The 18,462-nt window shown below is 38.3% G+C and carries 14 protein-coding genes and 1 tRNA gene; 9 read left to right on the top strand and 6 right to left on the bottom strand.

Going from position 1 to position 18,462, the window contains the following annotated elements; all coding sequences use genetic code 11:
* Positions 1 to 23: 23 nt before the first annotated feature.
* The 3 genes from HMPREF9145_RS06765 to HMPREF9145_RS06755 form a co-directional block, all read right to left on the bottom strand.
* Positions 24 to 1,907: an amidophosphoribosyltransferase gene (locus HMPREF9145_RS06765; RefSeq protein ID WP_021825614.1), complete on the bottom strand. Its 1,884-nt coding sequence runs from the start codon at positions 1,905 to 1,907 to the stop codon at positions 24 to 26.
* Between the two features lie 387 nt (positions 1,908 to 2,294).
* Positions 2,295 to 3,071 (bottom strand): polysaccharide biosynthesis/export family protein, encoded by a 777-nt coding sequence (locus HMPREF9145_RS06760; RefSeq protein ID WP_021825581.1) that lies wholly within the window; start codon positions 3,069 to 3,071, stop codon positions 2,295 to 2,297.
* A 600-nt stretch (positions 3,072 to 3,671) separates the two neighbouring features.
* Positions 3,672 to 3,759 (bottom strand) — tRNA-Ser (locus HMPREF9145_RS06755).
* 154 nt (positions 3,760 to 3,913) lie between these two features.
* Here HMPREF9145_RS06755 and uvrA point away from each other — a divergent pair.
* On the top strand, positions 3,914 to 6,733 hold the full coding sequence (gene uvrA / locus HMPREF9145_RS06750; RefSeq protein ID WP_021825557.1) for an excinuclease ABC subunit UvrA: 2,820 nt from the start codon (positions 3,914 to 3,916) through the stop codon (positions 6,731 to 6,733).
* A 4-nt stretch (positions 6,734 to 6,737) separates the two neighbouring features.
* Complete coding sequence (locus HMPREF9145_RS06745; protein WP_021825577.1) at positions 6,738 to 7,625, top strand: glycosyltransferase family 2 protein; 888 nt, start codon at positions 6,738 to 6,740, stop codon at positions 7,623 to 7,625.
* Here HMPREF9145_RS06745 and HMPREF9145_RS06740 read toward each other — a convergent pair.
* Positions 7,609 to 8,079: a fibroblast growth factor gene (locus HMPREF9145_RS06740; protein WP_231369766.1), complete on the bottom strand. Its 471-nt coding sequence runs from the start codon at positions 8,077 to 8,079 to the stop codon at positions 7,609 to 7,611. The genes HMPREF9145_RS06745 and HMPREF9145_RS06740 overlap by 17 nt on opposite strands.
* Before the next feature lie 157 nt (positions 8,080 to 8,236).
* Between HMPREF9145_RS06740 and HMPREF9145_RS06735 the strand changes: the two genes are divergently transcribed.
* Positions 8,237 to 9,040, top strand: coding sequence for an MBL fold metallo-hydrolase (locus HMPREF9145_RS06735; protein WP_021825582.1), 804 nt, complete (start codon positions 8,237 to 8,239; stop codon positions 9,038 to 9,040).
* Positions 9,041 to 9,068: 28 nt separating this feature from the next.
* Here the strand turns inward: HMPREF9145_RS06735 and tamL are convergent, their stop codons facing one another.
* The gene (tamL, locus tag HMPREF9145_RS06730; protein WP_021825597.1) at positions 9,069 to 11,282 is read right to left on the bottom strand and encodes a translocation and assembly module lipoprotein TamL; all 2,214 of its coding nucleotides are present in this window, start codon (positions 11,280 to 11,282) and stop codon (positions 9,069 to 9,071) included.
* A 150-nt stretch (positions 11,283 to 11,432) separates the two neighbouring features.
* Between tamL and HMPREF9145_RS06725 the strand changes: the two genes are divergently transcribed.
* The 4 genes from HMPREF9145_RS06725 to rpmA all read left to right on the top strand — a co-directional run bounded on the left by HMPREF9145_RS06725 (position 11,433) and on the right by rpmA (position 13,911).
* The gene (locus HMPREF9145_RS06725) at positions 11,433 to 12,185 is read left to right on the top strand and encodes an RNA methyltransferase (protein ID WP_021825601.1); all 753 of its coding nucleotides are present in this window, start codon (positions 11,433 to 11,435) and stop codon (positions 12,183 to 12,185) included.
* Positions 12,186 to 12,209: 24 nt separating this feature from the next.
* Positions 12,210 to 13,130 carry a putative membrane protein gene (locus HMPREF9145_RS06720; RefSeq protein WP_021825618.1) on the top strand — a complete coding sequence of 307 codons (921 nt, stop codon included), beginning with the start codon at positions 12,210 to 12,212 and terminating at the stop codon, positions 13,128 to 13,130.
* Positions 13,131 to 13,288: 158 nt separating this feature from the next.
* Positions 13,289 to 13,606: a 50S ribosomal protein L21 gene (rplU, locus tag HMPREF9145_RS06715; RefSeq protein WP_007133926.1), complete on the top strand. Its 318-nt coding sequence runs from the start codon at positions 13,289 to 13,291 to the stop codon at positions 13,604 to 13,606.
* A 17-nt stretch (positions 13,607 to 13,623) separates the two neighbouring features.
* Entirely contained in the window at positions 13,624 to 13,911 is a 288-nt protein-coding gene (rpmA, locus tag HMPREF9145_RS06710) for a 50S ribosomal protein L27 (protein WP_007133927.1), read from the top strand.
* A 341-nt stretch (positions 13,912 to 14,252) separates the two neighbouring features.
* Here rpmA and uxaC read toward each other — a convergent pair whose 3' ends face one another.
* The gene (gene uxaC / locus HMPREF9145_RS06705) at positions 14,253 to 15,656 is read right to left on the bottom strand and encodes a glucuronate isomerase (protein WP_007133928.1); all 1,404 of its coding nucleotides are present in this window, start codon (positions 15,654 to 15,656) and stop codon (positions 14,253 to 14,255) included.
* 201 nt (positions 15,657 to 15,857) lie between these two features.
* On the opposite strand from uxaC, the gene HMPREF9145_RS06700 reads away from it, so the two are divergent.
* Both HMPREF9145_RS06700 and HMPREF9145_RS06695 read left to right on the top strand, forming a co-directional pair.
* Positions 15,858 to 16,913, top strand: a complete 1,056-nt coding sequence (locus tag HMPREF9145_RS06700; RefSeq protein WP_021825616.1) for an asparaginase — start codon at positions 15,858 to 15,860, stop codon at positions 16,911 to 16,913.
* Positions 16,914 to 17,180: 267 nt separating this feature from the next.
* The gene (locus tag HMPREF9145_RS06695; RefSeq protein ID WP_021825572.1) at positions 17,181 to 18,458 is read left to right on the top strand and encodes an O-acetylhomoserine aminocarboxypropyltransferase/cysteine synthase family protein; all 1,278 of its coding nucleotides are present in this window, start codon (positions 17,181 to 17,183) and stop codon (positions 18,456 to 18,458) included.
* Positions 18,459 to 18,462 lie beyond the last annotated feature (4 nt).

The raw sequence follows: 18,462 nt of genomic DNA, 5'->3' as shown, positions 1-18,462 counted from the left end.
TTTATATCATTATCTAAGCTTCATCAACGAGAGAAATGCATCTCATAATAGTTGACGAAAGCCTGATTACAGAGTTTAGTACCTCCAGGAGTTGGATAATGTCCCGTGAAATACCAGTCACCCTTATGCATAGGAATAGCCTTATGCAATCCTTCCAAACTCTGATAAACCAATTCTATCGGAGTAGTTACGCCTTCTGGCCGTAACATTTCAATGATTTTAGCGTTGATTTCTTCTACAGTGAATGGCTCATATATCGCACGAACCTGATTAACCATCATCGATTTAGGTTTCAATAACTCTTCTTGACAAGCCTTATAAGTATCATGTATAACACTCTCCAGATGGCGTTCTTTCAACAAAGCGATAGTTGCACGGAACACACAAAACTCTTCAAGGCAAGGCATATCTATGCCATAATAGTCTGGATAGCGTATCTGTGGTGCACTACTTACCATCACCATCTTCTTGGGATGAAGCCGATCAAGTATTCTTAAGATACTCTTCTTTAGCGTAGTTCCTCTAACTATGCTATCATCTATAATGACAAGATTGTCTTGTCCGGCTTCAATACTACCATAAGTAATATCATATACATGGCTGGCTAAATCGTTTCTGCTATTACCTTCTGTAATAAACGTGCGGAGTTTAATATCTTTCCATGCCACCTTTTCAGAGCGAACATACTCATGCATGATATCAACAAGTTCTTCATGTGTAGGCTTATGATCCAGCGCTTCTATCTTCTTAATCTTCTGTTCACTTAGATATCGCGTAAAACCATCAAGCATTCCATAATATGCAACCTCTGCAGTGTTAGGAATATATGAAAATACTGTATGGTCAGTATCATAGTCAACAGCCTTTAATATAGGTTCGGTCAATTGCTCACCAAGCTTCTTTCGTTCATTATAAATATCCCGATCAGAACCTCTACTGAAGTAGATTCGCTCAAAAGAACAGGCAGATTCTCCTCGCGGTTCAAGGATTCTTTTAATCGAACATTCACCATTCCGTTTAACCATCAAAGCCATACCAGGCTCCAATTCCTTTATTTCCTCACAGTCAAGATCAAAGGTTGTTTGTAAAACAGGGCGTTCACTGGCCAATGCAACGATTTCATCATCTTTATAATAAAATGCAGGTCGAATTCCCCAAGGGTCACGCATAGAGAACATTTCCCCACTTCCTGTCACACCACAAACAACATATCCTCCATCAAAATCAGGCATTGTCGTTTTTAAGACATTCTCCATTTTGACATGATCCTCAATATATCGTGTGATATCTTTATTGGTAAGATTCAGTTTTTGAGCCTCAACAAAGTTCCTTTCTACTTCTCTATCAAGCCTATGCCCCATGAGTTCAAGCATGATATACGTATCACTATAGATACGAGGGCATTGTCCTTGAAGCGTCAATTTCTCAAAGATCTCATCAACATTTGTCATGTTAAAGTTTCCACAGAAACAGAGATTCTTTGCTTGCCAGTTATTTCTTCTAAGAAAAGGATGTACATAAGAGATTCCGCTTTTGCCTGTTGTGCTATACCGAAGATGTCCCATATACAGCTCACCAGCAAAAGGTAAGTTTGCTTTTGCATAACTTGCATCAGCTAAATCATGCGCATCAACATTTGTAAAGCAATTATGTACTTCGCCGAAAATCTCGGTAATAGCGTTCGATCCCTCAGCTCTTTCACGGAACATATACTCATGTCCTGGTGTAGAATCCAACTTTACACAAGCCAACCCTGCACCTTCCTGCCCACGGTTATGCTGTTTCTCCATCATAAGATAGAGCTTGTTCAGACCATACATCCATGTTCCGTACTTCTGCTGATAGTATTCTAACGGCTTCAGCAAGCGTATTAACGCAACTCCACAATCTTCTTTTATTCCTTCCATCACATTTAATTGACTATTCTATTGTAACAGATTTTGTCTTATCTTGTCTATAACTTGTTTTCTTGTTCACATCTTCTACATCATGACAAAGAAGCTTTCAATGTCTCAACGCAAAAGCATTTCATCTTGTTTATATTAAAAAGATTCCATCATCTGATGTCTGCCTAAACATTATCATCATTCGACTTTAACCTTTTCATCATCATGTTAGCTTTTTAAGCCTGTTGGAATCATTAGCATATTATACCAAACGAAAACACATTGTGCAGCAATGCTTACAATGATTCCATACACAACTTCCGCTCATAAATCTATAGTTCAGAATTAAAAAAAGAAGAATGAAACTGATTTACAATCCATTTTCATTCTTCATTTCTTATATCTTATTTATCTTAACACAGTAACTAACAGAGAAGCTAAACTCGTAACGATTCCCACAAAAGAGAACCAGAGTGACGTTGAAGAGCCTATGATAGAGTTCCTTGCCTTTACTTTGTTAGGCTCTACATAGATAACATCGTTTTGTTGCAAATAATAATAAGGTGAATTTACTATGTTTGCATCATTTAAATTCAGTCGATGAAATTCCTTACTTCCATCTGATTTCTCCCGAAGAAGAATGATATTGTCTCGCTTTCCATATACGGTTAGGTCACCAGCTTGGGCTATTGCTTCTATTACACTCATCTGTTCTGTCGAAACAGGGATAACCTTTGGTGCGTTAACTTCACCAATAACAGTTACTCGATAGCTGGAAGTTCGAACCGTGACAACAGGTTTCTCGTCAGCTGAAAAATATGGTGTAATCTTATTTCTTATCAAGTCTTCGCATTGCTCTTTCGTAAGACCAGCAACATGAATCTTACCCAACACGGGGAAGTTTATATTTCCAGCGTTGTCTACTAAATAACCTTGTGCCGTGCTACTTGCACCAGACGATGCTGTTGTTGAAAGATTAAATGGAGCCGAAACCGTAGGATTTATCGTATTTACTGATATGGTCAGCAAATCTTTCGGCATAATATGAGCATTATAAAGATCTTTAGATGCCGCTAAATCTACTTGATCTATATTTTGAAAATAAGGCACTTTTTTTACTGAAGCACAACTACTTAATAATAAAAGTGCTACTAAAAATAGCAACGAAGCCAATGATTTTTTCATATCCTTTGTTGGTAAATTAAATCTCTGCAAATTTAATTCTATTTTTTTAGAACGGCAAATTTTTCATTCATTAAATGATATTAGTAACTTTATTTGCTTGTAAGACTGAAGACCATACTTTTTATATGCACAACATTTCTTAAGGATTGTAAGTATAAAAAGCCTAAATACTTTTTGGCAAACCATGGTATCAATTTCTTAAAAAGGCTAACATAAATTATTAAACTAAATGCTTTTGTTCTCAAGAACAGGCCTGCTTAAAACAACTATACCATAAAGCTAATAAATATTTTATATCAAATTGATTATCAATAGATTAAGAATAACAATACAAAACCTATCATTTAATCAAACAAAACAAGGCAATTAATCATGCAAAACGACTCATTTCGCTCTGTTAAATGGCTTGTTTTACAAACTTAACCCTATGCAAAACAAAATGGATTTAATGCACTTTCGGAAACAAACACTTGAATATTGCGTTTAGTTATAAACTTTTGTTCTGTCACATAACCCATACATCGTGCACCTTCTTGATTGAAGACACATCACTATAAAAAAGAAAGAGATACCGAAAACACGATATCTCACTACTAAAAGCGGAAAGGATAGGATTCGAACCTACGAACCGCTTTAGGCGGTTACACGCTTTCCAGGCGTGCCTCTTCAACCACTCGAGCACCTTTCCTTAGTCAAATGCGGATGCAAAACTAATCAATTTATTTTAATTTTCAACATGAAACGGCAAAAAAACATCACAGAAGAGAATTAAAACACATGTTTTTCTGTAATGTCAAAGAAATTAAGTATCTTTGCTAATCACTGAAAGTTTGTAATCATATATGGATAATTATATAGAAATAAAAGGGGCACGCGTTAACAATCTCAAGAACGTTTCGCTCAATATCCCACGCAATAAGTTTATCACCATTACCGGAGTGTCAGGTTCTGGGAAATCATCCCTGGCCTTTGACACACTTTATGCCGAAGGACAACGACGCTATGTAGAGAGTCTTTCGGCTTATGCAAGGCAATTCTTAGGCCGAATGAGCAAGCCTGAATGTGATTTTATCAAAGGCCTTCCACCAGCAATTGCCATCGAACAGAAAGTAATCTCACGTAATCCACGTTCAACCGTGGGCACAAGTACAGAGATTTACGAATACATGCGATTGCTTTTTGCACGCATAGGACATACCTATTCACCCATAAGTGGAGAGGAAGTAAAACGTCATACACCTGAAGACGTCATCCATTGTATCATGGGATTCTCTAAAGGAACGAAGTTTATGATGCTCTCACCACTGCATGTTGTCGAAGGAAGAACCCTTAAAAAGCAATTAGAAATGTACATGCAAGAAGGCTATTCTCGGCTGTACAAAGGGGGTGAAGTGCTACGCATTGAAGACTTGTTAAACGAAGATAATATTTCAGATACAGATGCTTCGAGTCTCTTTTTGATTATCGCGCGAATGAGTGTTGACGATAGTAAGGATGCCATCTCACGTATGACTGACTCGGCAGAAACGGCATTTTATGAAGGTGATGGACTCTTGAAACTTGTATTTTTACCAGGAAATATCACCTATGAGTTTTCAACTCGTTTTGAAGCTGACGGCATAAAATTTGAAGAGCCCAATGATAATATGTTTTCTTTTAATTCTCCTTTGGGGGCATGCCCTACTTGTGAAGGATTCGGAAGCACTATTGGTATTGATGAGAAACTTGTCATTCCTAACTCTTCTTTGAGTGTATATGATGGTTGTGTACAATGCTGGCATGGTGACAAAATGGGGAATTGGCGCAGTGAATTCATTCGACGTGCTGCCACAGATGATTTTCCTATATTTGAACCTTATTATAAATTAGACCGCAAATACAAAGACATGCTTTGGCATGGACTGCCAAGCGAGAAGACTCTTGATATTCATGATAAGGTATGTATTGACGCCTTTTTCCAAATGGTTAAAGAGAATCAGTACAAGATTCAATATCGAGTGATGATGAGCCGATATAGGGGTAAGACGGTTTGTCCTGATTGTCATGGAACCCGATTGAGGAAGGAAGCCACATGGGTAAAAGTTGGTGGTAAGAGCATTACAGAGCTTGTAGAGATGCCTATCATCAATCTTAAAGATTGGTTTGACCATTTGCAGCTCACAGAACATGAAGAACAGATTGCCAAACGATTACTAACAGAGATTAAGAATCGCGTGGGATTCCTTACTGAAGTGGGCTTAGGTTACTTAACACTCAACCGACAATCCAACACGCTTAGTGGCGGAGAGAGTCAACGTATCAACCTAACGACATCATTAGGTTCATCATTAGTAGGTTCGCTTTATATCCTTGATGAGCCCAGTATAGGTTTGCACAGCCGCGATACCGACCGCTTAATCCATGTATTGAGAGACCTTCAACAGCTTGGTAACACAGTAATGGTTGTCGAACATGACGAAGAAATCATGCGTGCTTCAGACTATTTGATTGATGTTGGCCCTGATGCTGGAACACACGGAGGAGAGATTGTATTCCAAGGAAGTACGGGAGAACTTAATGATTCACCTGAAAACATCCTAAAGAAATACCCTCGTTCTTATACCATTAAATACTTAACAGGACGAGATGTAATTGAAACACCTAAGTCAAGACGTAAATGGAACAAAGCCATTGAACTAAAAGGAGCACGTATGAACAATCTCCGCGGCATCGATGTAAAGTTCCCGCTCAACGTGTTTAATTGTGTAACAGGTGTTTCAGGCTCAGGAAAATCCAGTCTTATTAAAGGCATTTTATATCCCGCTTTGAAACGACATTTGGACGAAGTTGCCGATGCTCCAGGGGAATATACAGCGCTTGAAGGTGATTGGACGGCTATAAAGCATGTAGAATTTGTAGATCAAAACCCAATCGGAAAGAGCACTCGGTCGAATCCTGCCACTTATGTGAAAGCCTATGATGCTATTCGTCAACTCTTTGCAGAACAGCCATTAGCCAAACAGATGGGCTTTTCTCCACAATACTTCTCATTCAACACCGAAGGTGGACGATGTGAAGAATGTAAAGGAGCAGGCGTTATCAGTGTCGAAATGCAGTTTATGGCCGACTTGGTTTTAGAGTGTGAAGCTTGTCATGGACAACGTTTTAAGCATGACATCTTAGAAGTTCGGTTCCATGAAAAGAACATTAATGACGTATTAAACATGACCGTTTCTGAAGCAATTACATTCTTTGGAGAATATAAGCAGCAAGCCATTGTAAACCGACTCAAACCGCTTCAGGACGTAGGATTAGGCTATATCAAACTCGGACAAAATTCAAGTACACTCTCTGGAGGTGAAAATCAGCGTGTGAAATTGGCTTATTTCATTGGTCAGGAAAAACAAGAACCAACTTTATTTATCTTTGATGAGCCAACAACAGGACTACATTTTCATGACATCCAACGCCTACTTGACGCCTTCAAAGCACTCATAGAGCGTGGTCATACCATTCTTGTTATAGAGCATAATCTCGATGTTATCAAGTGTGCCGACTATGTAATTGATATCGGACCTGACGGAGGTGACAAAGGTGGAAGCCTTGTTTTTGCAGGCACACCCGAGGCACTTATAGAATGCAAAACAAGCATTACAGGACGTTATTTGAAAGAAAAAATCTAAAAAATTGCTCCCCAAAAAAGAATTAAGTATACTGATTCCTTGCTACAACTGCCAGTGTGTAGAATTAGTGAAGGGATTAGTCACTCAATGTGAAGACATTGAGGGCTTACGCTATGAGGTCATTGTAGCTGACGATGGTAGTACAGATAAACACTTATGTTTATTGAATGAAGAACTATTGGATTTGGAACATGTTCGATATATCACACGGGAAAAGAATATAGGTCGCGCATGCATCCGCAACTTTCTTGTGCAACAAGCTACTTACAAATGGGTCTTGTTTGTGGATAGTGACTTGAGTATCATACGAGAAGACTACATTCTGAATTATATTCAACTTGATAGTACATTCTTGGTTGCTTATGGTGGCTATGAAGTGGGAAACGAAAATATAACTAATCTACGATACCTTTATGAAAAAGATGCAGCCCCCAAGCATACGATGGAGCAGAGAAAGCGGCATCCTTACCACCATTTGCACACAGCAAACCTCATGATGAAGAGAACTACGGCACTCACCTACCCTTTTGATGAGCGTTTCAAATGCTATGGGTTTGAGGATGTTCTCTTAGGAAAAAGATTGCAAGAACATAATGTTTGCATTGCACAGATTAATAACCCTCTGCTCTTTGACCATTTTGAAACTAACGATTCATATATGGAAAAGACAGAAGAGGCTTTGCAAACACTATACACTTTTAGAAACGAATTAAGTGGTTTTTCTTCATTATTAACACTAAACTATCACCTTCGTAGATGGGGGTTACATTATCTTATCTTGTTTATCTTCCAACAGAAAAGGAGTAAATGGCGTACAATACTTTGTGGAGAACGACCTAACTTAAAACTTTACATGATATATAAATTAGGTTATTTCATTTCACTTTTTTAGGAAGTCCATCAAGATTAACTAACCACTTTCCACCTTGATAATGCAATTTTATCTCATAAGTAGCCTCATCAATCACATGACTTATCTTTCCTATTGTATCCATACATAAGAAACCTCTCACCAAAACATGAGATACGGCTACAGAATCTTTATCTTCAGTATCCACATTTATAATCTTGTAAGTCGCTCCTTGAGGCATATTACGTAATTGCTCAACATCATCTTGTTGAACTTGGCTGGCCACATAACGTAACCATTTCTGTGATATTGGCGTTACAAATGGCATGGAACGTTGGAACTGCCAATTGAAATAGTGCTGAGAAAACGAATCAACACATGCTTCAGCAGAATCACTTTGATGGATGTGACCACAAGAAGAGAAACACCATTGCAGTATTATAAAGAATGAGATTCCAGCAAGTGAGTTAAAAAGTAGATGATTAAAACGATGCATATACTATCCTTTAATTTTAAACAAAGATAGATAAAATCTTTGGATTTCTCATCTTTTCTTAATAATTTTGTAGAGAGCAACGCTATCAATCCATACTAAATGGAACAGAAAATGATAGCGTCAACAACATTATTATGTAGAAAGGACAACGATTAAAATGCTAAAATTCATATCATTAGGTAGTGGTAGTAGTGGCAACTGCTATTATCTTTTCACAGAAAAAGATGGTCTAATCATAGATGTAGGCGTCGGAATAAGAACGCTAAAGAAACATTTCAAGAACTACGGACTGCATTTGGAGGATGTAAACCATTTACTAATTACTCATGATCACACTGACCACGTGAAGTCAGTAGGTAGTTTAAGTAAGGACTATAACCTGGATGTATATACTACAAAACGTGTGCATGAAGGCATAGAACATAACTATTTCATTAAGAAAAGAATTGAACCAACACATAAAAAAGTTATAGAGAAGGGCACAACTTATACAATAGGAGACTTTATTGTAACTCCCTTTGGCGTTCCTCATGATAGTTCTGACAATGTTGGTTATATGATTAAATATGGCGATACCACCTTTGTTTTGATGACAGATATAGGACATATCACTACAGAAATGCAGACATTTATCGGCGAGGCCAATTATTTAGTCATAGAAGCAAACCATGATATAGAGATGCTTACACATGGAACATATCCTCAACACCTAAAAAACAGGATATTAGGACTTGATGGGCATCTCAGTAATGCAGCCTGTGGAGAAGCTATCGCGACCTTTGCCACGCCACGATTAAAAAAGGTTTGGCTCTGTCATCTAAGCGAAGAGAACAATCATCCCATACTTGCACAAAAGACAATTGAAGATGTTTTGCGAAACCATGGAATCATTGCAGGGGTAGATTTCACTGTAGAAGTATTGAAGAGAAAGGTCCCTACTGGCATATACGAACTATTATAATCAGTCCGTATATGCGAGATTAGATGATTTAGAAAGGGAAGCCTACTGCAAAATGAAATGCTAAATCACGCCCAAAGTTAGGATGTATCAGAGCGAAATGTTCTTCCTTATTTCTGTAAGCAGGATTAATAGCTTTCATTCCTGCATCAAAACGAAGAATGAAATAATCGAAGTTCAATCTTAATCCCAAGCCATAAGCAACGGCAATCTGCTTATAAAACGTGTTCATCTTAAATTGACCACCCGGTTGTTCAGCATAGTTTCTGAGCGTCCAAATGTTTCCTGCATCAATAAAGGCAGCTCCGTTGAGTTTCCAAAAGAGGTAAGTTCTGTATTCAAGATTAAGCGTTAACTTTACATCTCCAGTGTGGTTTATAAAATCTATACGTCCATCAGTACCACGATACTTACCAGGTCCGAGTTCTCTTACACCCCATCCGCGAACAGTATTGGCACCACCCGAAAAATAACGCTTTTCAAATGGCAATACAGAACTATTTCCATAAGGCCACGCAATCCCAAATTCTGCATGAGCAGCCAATGTATTTCGACTATCGAAAAGAAAGAGATGGGTGTAATCTATATCAAACTTTGCATACTGAGCATAGGCTATATTAAATAAGGTGTATTGGCCAATAGCATTTTGTTTGAATCGAAAAGCCTTTGACAAGCCATTAAGAATATTTCCCGAGGCTTCTATATTAGCTCGCACTGCATTGACTCCGTCATTGTAAGTAAGGCCAGCCCCACTCTTCATGATGAACAAATCTTCATAATTATAACGCAAGATTGCATTACGGTTACTGGCATTATCAAGATAATCATGCTTGAAAGTAGCACTTATCCAAGGCATATATATATAGTTAAGATCCAACAAATCAACACGATAACTGATGTGATGACGCGGTTCTGCCCAATGATAACGCCATGCTGTTGAGAACACGCGGCGATGAAATTCGGGCCGATTCTGCAGATTATAACTTAAAGATAATTCAGAAGTAGCAAGGCTCTTATGTTTGAAAGTGCTTGAAAGGAAGGGAGCAAGGAAACGTGGAAACTTAAGTTTTGACCCCAAACCATACTCTATATAGTTCTGATTCTGATAACCTTCAAGTCCTGTTATAGCTTCATAAGCGCCTCGAACAGTAACACTAAATAGTTCTGAACCATGGAAAAGATTACGATTCTCCCATATCAAACTGGCCGCAGCACCTAAGTCGCCTGCAGTATTTGTTCCTTCAGGTTGAAACGAAATACTATTGGGTTTATTGGTACTAATTTGAATATCACAATCAAGTAATGTTGTATCAGGATGCTCTCGGAAACTTATATTTGTATATCTCACAGCCTGGAATCGTGCAAATTTATTATAGGTCTGCTGTAAACCATCTGCACTATAAGGCGCATGTACATCTATCATCGTGGCATTTTTCAACACACTTTTTTTCAAATGAAGCCGTTCATCATCATCTCCACTATGATAACGAATTGTATCTATGGAATAACATGGATGCAAAGTATCAGTTGAATGATTTGCTGTTCGGTAAGGAAGAAGTTTTAATGTAATGTTGATATCACGACTATTGCGAGCCGAGTCAGCACTATATTGAATGAAATCCTTATGGAATTTATAATAACCATGATTCAAAAGAAAAGTAGTTAGATTACGGCGTTCCTCATTAAGTACATCAACTGTGAAACGACTTCCCGTCTTCAGAGACGGCTTAAAAGCATCTCTTCCTTTGTATGTATACAACAATTTCTTAATCAAACTATCCTGAATATCATAATTTACCATTGAAATCCGATAAGGTTCTCCAGGAATCAATCTATAAACTACATTAACTTTACGCCCTCGACGCTTTACATTCATCTCAGTTCTCGCATGCATATATCCCATATTCTGCATGGCTGTAGTGAGATCTTGCTTTGAAAGCTGAGCTTGTAAAGAATCGAAGATAACAGGTTGTTCACCGATATGTTTCAGCGTTCTGTTTAGCCATTTCGTCGAATCTCGGCCTGCAAGCGAATAAGTTGACATAGGAATCTTAAATAAAGAGAACCATTTGGAGTTTCCCTTTTGACGGATATAGGCCTGAAGTGTTGAAGCATCAAGTCCTTTATCAGCCGACTCTATCTTTACATCCTCTAATAGATATTGTCCATCGGGTATAAACTTAGTCGAACTACAGCCAATCAACAGCAGCGAAAACGATAATATGTAAATCCATTTATAACTCATAAACCGCACAAAGATAATATCTTTTTTTGAGATATGCAAGTCAATATAAAAGGTGTAAGATATAACATGATTTTGAAATATTATAAGTCTTAACATTCACTAACATCGAGATTGCGTAGGTATTTACAAAATTTTATGTAAGTTTGCAACATGATTAGTAAAGCTAAAATCAAATTTATTAAATCACTTCAGCTAAAAAAGAATCGCGAACAAACACATCTTTTTCTTGCCGAAGGATATAAACTTGTGGGAGAACTGCTTGCTAAACAACGAGCACATACCATTATCGCTACATACGAATGGATTGAAAACCAATCTTGTGTACAAGCAAATGAGGTTATTGAAGTAACCCAAGAAGAACTTAAAAAAGTAAGTTTGTTACAACATCCTCAACAAGTTCTCGGTGTTTTCCCATTCTTTCAAACAGGTAATGACACCATAGACGTATCATCATTAACACTCATGCTGGATGGCGTTCAAGACCCAGGGAATCTCGGAACAATAATAAGAATCGCCGATTGGTTTGGGATCAACGACATCTTTTGCTCACATGAAACGGCAGATTTGTATAATCCTAAGGTCGTGCAAGCCACAATGGGTAGCATCACACGAGTGCGTCTCCACTATGTTTCATTGGTATCGGTACTCAAACAACTACCAGAAGACTATCCCATTTATGGAACTTTGCTTGAAGGAAACAATATTTATAATGAGCAACTTTCTACAAATGGACTAATTATCATGGGAAATGAGGGCAACGGAATATCTACAGAAATTCGACAAATAGTAAGTCATCCACTTAGAATTCCTAATTATCCACCAGATGCAGCAACAGCAGAATCGCTAAATGTAGCTATAGCTACAGCTATCACATGTGCTGAATTTCGAAGACTTAGTAAATAGAATACGATAAGAATCAAATAGAATATGGAAAAGAATATATATAAAAACAGAAGCATATCAGCATGTATTAAATCGTCTTTTGACGAGCTAATCATGAACTTCACAACGATATTCAAAAAGACTTGGATAGGCAACTTAGTCTGGACCATAAGTACAACGTTCATTCTTCTCATCTTTGCACAACTTGGCAGGATGCTAATCAAAAATGAACCACTTTCATTACTGACAATGCTTTTACTGCTATGTGCATTTATTCTTTATTGCTTGACATCTATATATATGTCATCCAAGAATATTGTTTATCTCATTGAGCTACCACTCAAAACTGTTCTCAAACGCATAAGCGTAACAACTCTTATTGCCATCATTGTTTCAATTGCAGTACTTTTGCTCCCCTTTATAGTGTCTGATATAGTAACACACTGGCTCATTACAAGTAAGGTTACATCAGTTCTCACAGCCATTATATTGAACATCGTACTTCTTGGGGTATTATTTATACTCATTTTTATCTTTGTTTTACCATTAAACTATAGCCTGACTCACTATATCTGCAATATAAAATCGAAGTTCAAAGACATCTTTTGTCAGGGATATCACACTGGTTTACGCTATTGGGGGAAACTATTTTTAAGCCAAATGCTTACAACACTCTGCTGTTTTATCCCCATCTTGATCCTTGGATTACCACTATTTATACTATTTGCTGCCTATGGAGTAAACCTACATAATATGATTTATATGGGCGATCCTGATAAACTTCCAGGTTGTTTCACTCTCCTAATGATAGTTTCTACAATTATCATTTCTTTCTTACTAAGCTATGTTTACACATTTATAATCTTCGTCAATATCCATACTTTCGGGGCAATTAATCAGCAAGAAAAAGGAGACAAGAAATTTGTCACTGCTGAAAAAACGGCACATGAGTTGACTGGAAAATAAAAGTTAACGTGTATTAAAAAGCACAAGATTTATCTTTTGCTACGCATTTGATTCAAACAAAATTACGTACCTTTGCACAGATTTAGTCCGTTTTGGGCTCATAGAAGTGCTGACAAAGGTCAGACGCCTGGCGGAAAAACCCGTTTAATATATAAAAAATGTACGCAATCGTAGAGATTAACGGTCAACAGTTCAAGGTTGAAGAGGGCAAAAAGCTCTTTGTGCATCACATCAAAGATGCCGAAGCTGGTAAGACTGTTGAATTCGACAAGGTACTACTCGTTGATAACAACGGTACAGTAACAGTCGGTGCACCAACAGTTAGCGGTGCAAAAGTAACAGTAGAAGTTGTGAACCCACTCGTGAAAGGCGACAAAGTAATCGTATTTAAGATGAAGCGTCGTAAAGACTATCGCGTGAAAAATGGTCATCGTTCACAATTTACAGAAGTAACAGTTAAATCAATTAACGCTTAAAATCAGGAGGACAGACAATGGCACATAAGAAAGGTGTAGGTAGTTCTAAGAACGGACGTGAATCAGCTTCACAGAGATTAGGCGTAAAGATTTGGGGTGGTCAGAAGATCATTGCAGGCAACATCATCGTTCGTCAGCGTGGAAACAAGCATTATGCTGGTGAGAATGTTGCACAGGGTAAAGACGATACGCTTTATGCACTTGCTGATGGTGTGGTATACTTCCACAAAGGCAAGTTCAACAAGAGCACTGTATCAGTACTCTCTCCCGAGGCCTACGCAGAAAAAACAAAGGCTGAAGCTTAAATAACAAAGCACTTATTCCAAACAAACAATAGAATGCCAATCTCGTTGAGATTGGCATTTCTTTTTCCATACCATTTTAGATTAAGTTTTGAAGCAGGTTGTTTCTGATTCTAAAATGATATCAATGATGATGCAAAATGCCGCATATAGCATTGTAAAATGAAACAAATAATCCCACAAAGAGCTACATTTTAAACAGACAGATTTATCTTTCTATTTTACAACTACTTATGATGAATTTTCAGGATAAGAATAGATTATAAACATTTCCTACCCCCATAAAAGGATGGCAGTTCTTTTCTGAGGAGAAAAGAACTGCCAAACCATTGAATATTTTTTGTTTAATAGAATTTGAAATACCTACGAGCATTGTTATAAGAAATATCCTCAACCATGCGTGCAAGTGTTTCTTGATCATTTGGAAGAAGGCCGTTTTCAACATCATTCCCAAGAAGATTACACAACAATCGACGGAAATATTCATGGCGAGGATAGCTTAAGAACGAGCGACTATCTGTCAACATTCCAACGAATCGACTTAACAGCCCTAACACTGAAAGAGATTTTAACTGTCGAGTCATACCATCAAGCTGATCATTAAACCACCAACCAGAACCAAACTGCATTTTCCCCGGGCAGGTACTATCTTGGAAATTACCAATCATTGTGGCTAACATCTCATTAGCACCAGGATTCAAACAATAAAGGATTGTACGCGTAAGTTTTCCTTCTTTGTTGAGTTCATCAAGGAAATGTCCTAAGGCACGCGCTGTGTTAAACTCTCCAATAGAATCAAATCCGGTATCAGGACCAAGACGATTAAACATCAATGTGTTGTTGTCTCGAATGGCACCATAATGATATTGCTGTGTCCAGTCAGCCTCAGCATCCATCTCTCCGCACACTCTTAGAAAGGCATGTTTGTATTGTCTGACTTCCGACACACTAAGTTGTTGACCTCTAAGTGCCTTCTCGAAAATGATTTCAATCTGACTATCCGTGTAAGAATCATCATAGAACTCTTCCACTCCATGGTCTGAAAGACGACATCCATTCTCAGAGAAGAAGTCATGTCGCTTTTTCAAAGCATCCACCATATCCGAAAAGTGATTGATTTCCACATTGCTAACTTCTGCTAATTTAGCGATATACTCAGGGTAATCAGCCTTTTCTATGTTCATTGCCTTGTCGGGACGCCAAGCAGGAATCATCTTGATTTCAAAGCCACTTTCCCGTGTTTCTTTATGATAACGCAAGTCATCAATAGGGTCATCTGTCGTACATACACACTCAACATGATAATGACGCATTAGTCCCCGCGCTGTAAACTCAGGTTGCTGAAGTTTCTCATTACATTCATCGTAGATCTCACGAGCAGTCTTTGGGCTAAGCTGTTTAGTAATTCCAAAAGCTGTTTTCAGCTCAAGATGACTCCAATGATATAAGGGATTGCAGAATGTATAAGGCATTGTTTCAGCCCACTTCTCAAACTTCTCCCAATCACTTGTTTCTTCTCCTGTGCAATACTTTTCTTCTACACCATTTGTACGCATAGCACGCCACTTGTAATGGTCACCTCCAAGCCACAGCTCTGTTATGCTTTTGAACTTATGATCGTTAGCAACCATCTCAGGAACAAGATGACAATGATAATCGATAATAGGCATTTTTGCCGCATGATTGTGATAAAGTTCGCGCGAAGTTGGTGTTTCTAACAGGAAATCTTCGTTCATGAATTGTTTCATAAATGATTTATTGTTTAGATTAATCTTGATTAAATAGTTTATTAAATCCGTAAAACAATCACCGAATCAGACAAGACGATAACCATCTGCACCCGTCATTTTTTCGATGAAGTGTAATGCAAATATACGCATATTTTTTTGAACTACGGGAAAATTAAACTATATTTGCAATGTTTTTACGTAAACGATGACGTATATATAATGGATAATCTGCAAACAATAAATACCACAGGAAGAGTTCTACTCATATATACCGGAGGGACGATTGGTATGGGAATAAATCGTCAAACGAATGCACTTGAACCCTTAGACTTCAATCATCTCGTGAGTAACTTGCCCGAAATGAAGTACCTTTCCACGAATGTTGATGTCTATCAGTTTGAAAATCCCATCGACTCCAGTGATATGGCACCTGAAGTTTGGACAAGACTTGTTGGCATCATTGCCAATCGTTATCAGGCCTATGATGGCTTTGTAGTCCTTCATGGAACAGACACAATGGCCTATACAGCCTCAGCTCTCTCATTTATGCTTGAGAATCTGACTAAGCCTGTGATTCTAACCGGAAGCCAACTCCCTATTGGACATCTTCGGACGGATGCTAAAGAAAATCTCATTTCAAGTATAGACTTGGCATCAGCAAAGCATGAAGACGGCACTCCTATAGTCCCCGAAGTGTGTATTTACTTTAATGGCAGACTATTAAGAGGCAACCGCACGACGAAACAAAATGCTGATGGATTTAATGCTTTCGATTCCTTCAATTACCCACACTTATGTGAAGTTGGAATAAGATTTCAGTTTTCTTCTCATCATATTCTGAAACCTGATTATACAAAACCCATGGTTCCACATTATGATTTAAATCCAAACATTGTGGTTTTGTCACTCTTCCCTGGCATCCAAACGAATATATTTGAACATGCTTTGGATGCTCCTGAACTTAAAGGTGTTGTTATGCGTAGCTTCGGAAGTGGCAATGCACCTCAACAATCATGGTTGATTGAGACGCTCAAAAAGGCTTCACAGCGTGGCGTTTCTATCGTAAACATCAGCCAATGTGTAACGGGATTCGTTGAAATGGGACGTTATGACACAGGATATCAATTGAAAGGAACTGGGGTTATTAGTGGACAGGACTGCACAGTAGAGGCTGCTGTCACGAAATTGATGTACCTATATGGTCGCTACGGAGATAATACGAAAACAATTCGCGAACTACTTAGCATTCCTTTGGCTGGCGAATTTCAAGTATAATCAAAGCGCAATAGCTTCCATTCTATGTGATTCTAAACTGAACTGTCTATCAGTTTTTTGACTGAACCATTATCTTTTTCCATCAAATACAACTTAAAATGCAAGAAGATTTGATGGCAAAATGAGGGTGTATAAGAATAGAACATTTGCTATAAATCCATCGAACATAACACGCTACATGCGTAATAATCTCAAGAAATCCATGAACATAACGCAGAATCTATCGATTATTCACAATAGTATCTTATCAAATCAACAAGCAATAATATGAAAAAAAGTCTTGAAACGGTTTGCATCCATGGCGGATGGAAACCGACAAAGGGAGAACCTCAGCAACTGCCCATCTATCAAAGTACAACATTCAAATATGACACAAGTGAACAAATGGCACGTTTGTTCGACTTAAAAGATAGCGGATATTTCTATACTCGCTTGGCAAACCCAACCAATGATTCAGTTGCAAAGAAGATAGCTGCTCTTGAAGGAGGTATTGGTGCAGTACTCACCTCTTCGGGGCAAGCGGCCAACTTCTATGCTGTGTTTAATATTTGTGAGGCAGGTGATCACATCATTACTTCCAATACGATTTATGGCGGAACCTTTAATCTGTTTGGAGTAACCCTAAAGAAGATGGGGATTGACTGCACTTTCATTGACCCTGAATGGGAAGACGAACGTATTGAGGCTGCATTTAAGAGCAATACGAAGTGCTTCTTCGGAGAGACTATTTCTAATCCGGGTGGAAAGGTGTTTGACATCGAACGCTTTGCAAATCTCGCTCACAAACATGGGGTTCCCTTAATTGTTGACAATACATTTGCGACACCAATCAATTGTAGGCCTTTTGAATGGGGATGTGACATCGTTACTCACTCCACAACTAAATATATGGACGGACACGCCACGCAAGTTGGAGGCGCAGTCGTTGACTCTGGTAATTTTGATTGGGAAGCTCACAGCGATAAGTTCCGTGGACTGACAAGACCAGATGAAAGCTATCATGGACTCATTTATACAGAAAACTTTGGGAAAATGGCCTATCTCACGAAACTTATTAGTCAGTTGATGAGGGATTTGGGCAGCATTCCCTCTCCGCAGAATGCCTTCTTGCTTAATTTAGGGCTTGAAACGCTCCATTTACGCATGAGACAACATTGTGACAACGCACAGAAAGTGGCGGAATGGTTGGAAAAGAATGAGAAAGTAGCCTGGGTAAATTACTGTGGACTTCCTTCAAATAAATACTACGCTTTGGGACAAAAGTATCTTCCGAATGGTTCATGTGGCGTCATTGCCTTTGGTTTGAAAGGTTCACGCGAAGATGCCATCAGATTCATGGATAATCTTGATTTTATCTCCATCGTAACGCACGTAGCCGATGCACGCACATGTATTTTGCACCCGGCAAGCCACACACACCGCCAGCTTTCTGATGAACAACTTCGGGAAGCAGGCATAGCTCCCGACTTAATCCGTCTTTCGGTGGGCATAGAAAATGTAAATGACATCATTGCCGATATTGAACAAGCATTAAACAAAGCATAAATGA

Source organism: Segatella salivae F0493 (assembly GCF_000477535.1).
Classification (GTDB): Bacteria; Bacteroidota; Bacteroidia; order Bacteroidales; family Bacteroidaceae; genus Prevotella; species Prevotella salivae.
This window is presented reverse-complemented; position numbering and strand designations above follow the sequence as displayed.

Excerpts from the sequence above, each read along its gene's own strand:
- HMPREF9145_RS06735 (WP_021825582.1), top strand. The coding sequence starts at position 8,237 with ATGCTAAAATTCATATCATTAGGTAGTGGTAGTAGTGGCAACTGCTAT.
- uxaC (WP_007133928.1), bottom strand. The coding sequence starts at position 15,656 with ATGAAACAATTCATGAACGAAGATTTCCTGTTAGAAACACCAACTTCG.
- HMPREF9145_RS06720 (WP_021825618.1), top strand. The coding sequence starts at position 12,210 with ATGGAAAAGAATATATATAAAAACAGAAGCATATCAGCATGTATTAAA.
- tamL (WP_021825597.1), bottom strand. The coding sequence starts at position 11,282 with ATGAGTTATAAATGGATTTACATATTATCGTTTTCGCTGCTGTTGATT.
- uvrA (WP_021825557.1), top strand. The coding sequence starts at position 3,914 with ATGGATAATTATATAGAAATAAAAGGGGCACGCGTTAACAATCTCAAG.
- rpmA (WP_007133927.1), top strand. The coding sequence starts at position 13,624 with ATGGCACATAAGAAAGGTGTAGGTAGTTCTAAGAACGGACGTGAATCA.
- HMPREF9145_RS06740 (WP_231369766.1), bottom strand. The coding sequence starts at position 8,079 with ATGCATCGTTTTAATCATCTACTTTTTAACTCACTTGCTGGAATCTCA.
- HMPREF9145_RS06695 (WP_021825572.1), top strand. The coding sequence starts at position 17,181 with ATGAAAAAAAGTCTTGAAACGGTTTGCATCCATGGCGGATGGAAACCG.
- HMPREF9145_RS06765 (WP_021825614.1), bottom strand. The coding sequence starts at position 1,907 with ATGGAAGGAATAAAAGAAGATTGTGGAGTTGCGTTAATACGCTTGCTG.
- HMPREF9145_RS06700 (WP_021825616.1), top strand. The coding sequence starts at position 15,858 with ATGGATAATCTGCAAACAATAAATACCACAGGAAGAGTTCTACTCATA.
- HMPREF9145_RS06760 (WP_021825581.1), bottom strand. The coding sequence starts at position 3,071 with ATGAAAAAATCATTGGCTTCGTTGCTATTTTTAGTAGCACTTTTATTA.
- rplU (WP_007133926.1), top strand. The coding sequence starts at position 13,289 with ATGTACGCAATCGTAGAGATTAACGGTCAACAGTTCAAGGTTGAAGAG.
- HMPREF9145_RS06725 (WP_021825601.1), top strand. The coding sequence starts at position 11,433 with ATGATTAGTAAAGCTAAAATCAAATTTATTAAATCACTTCAGCTAAAA.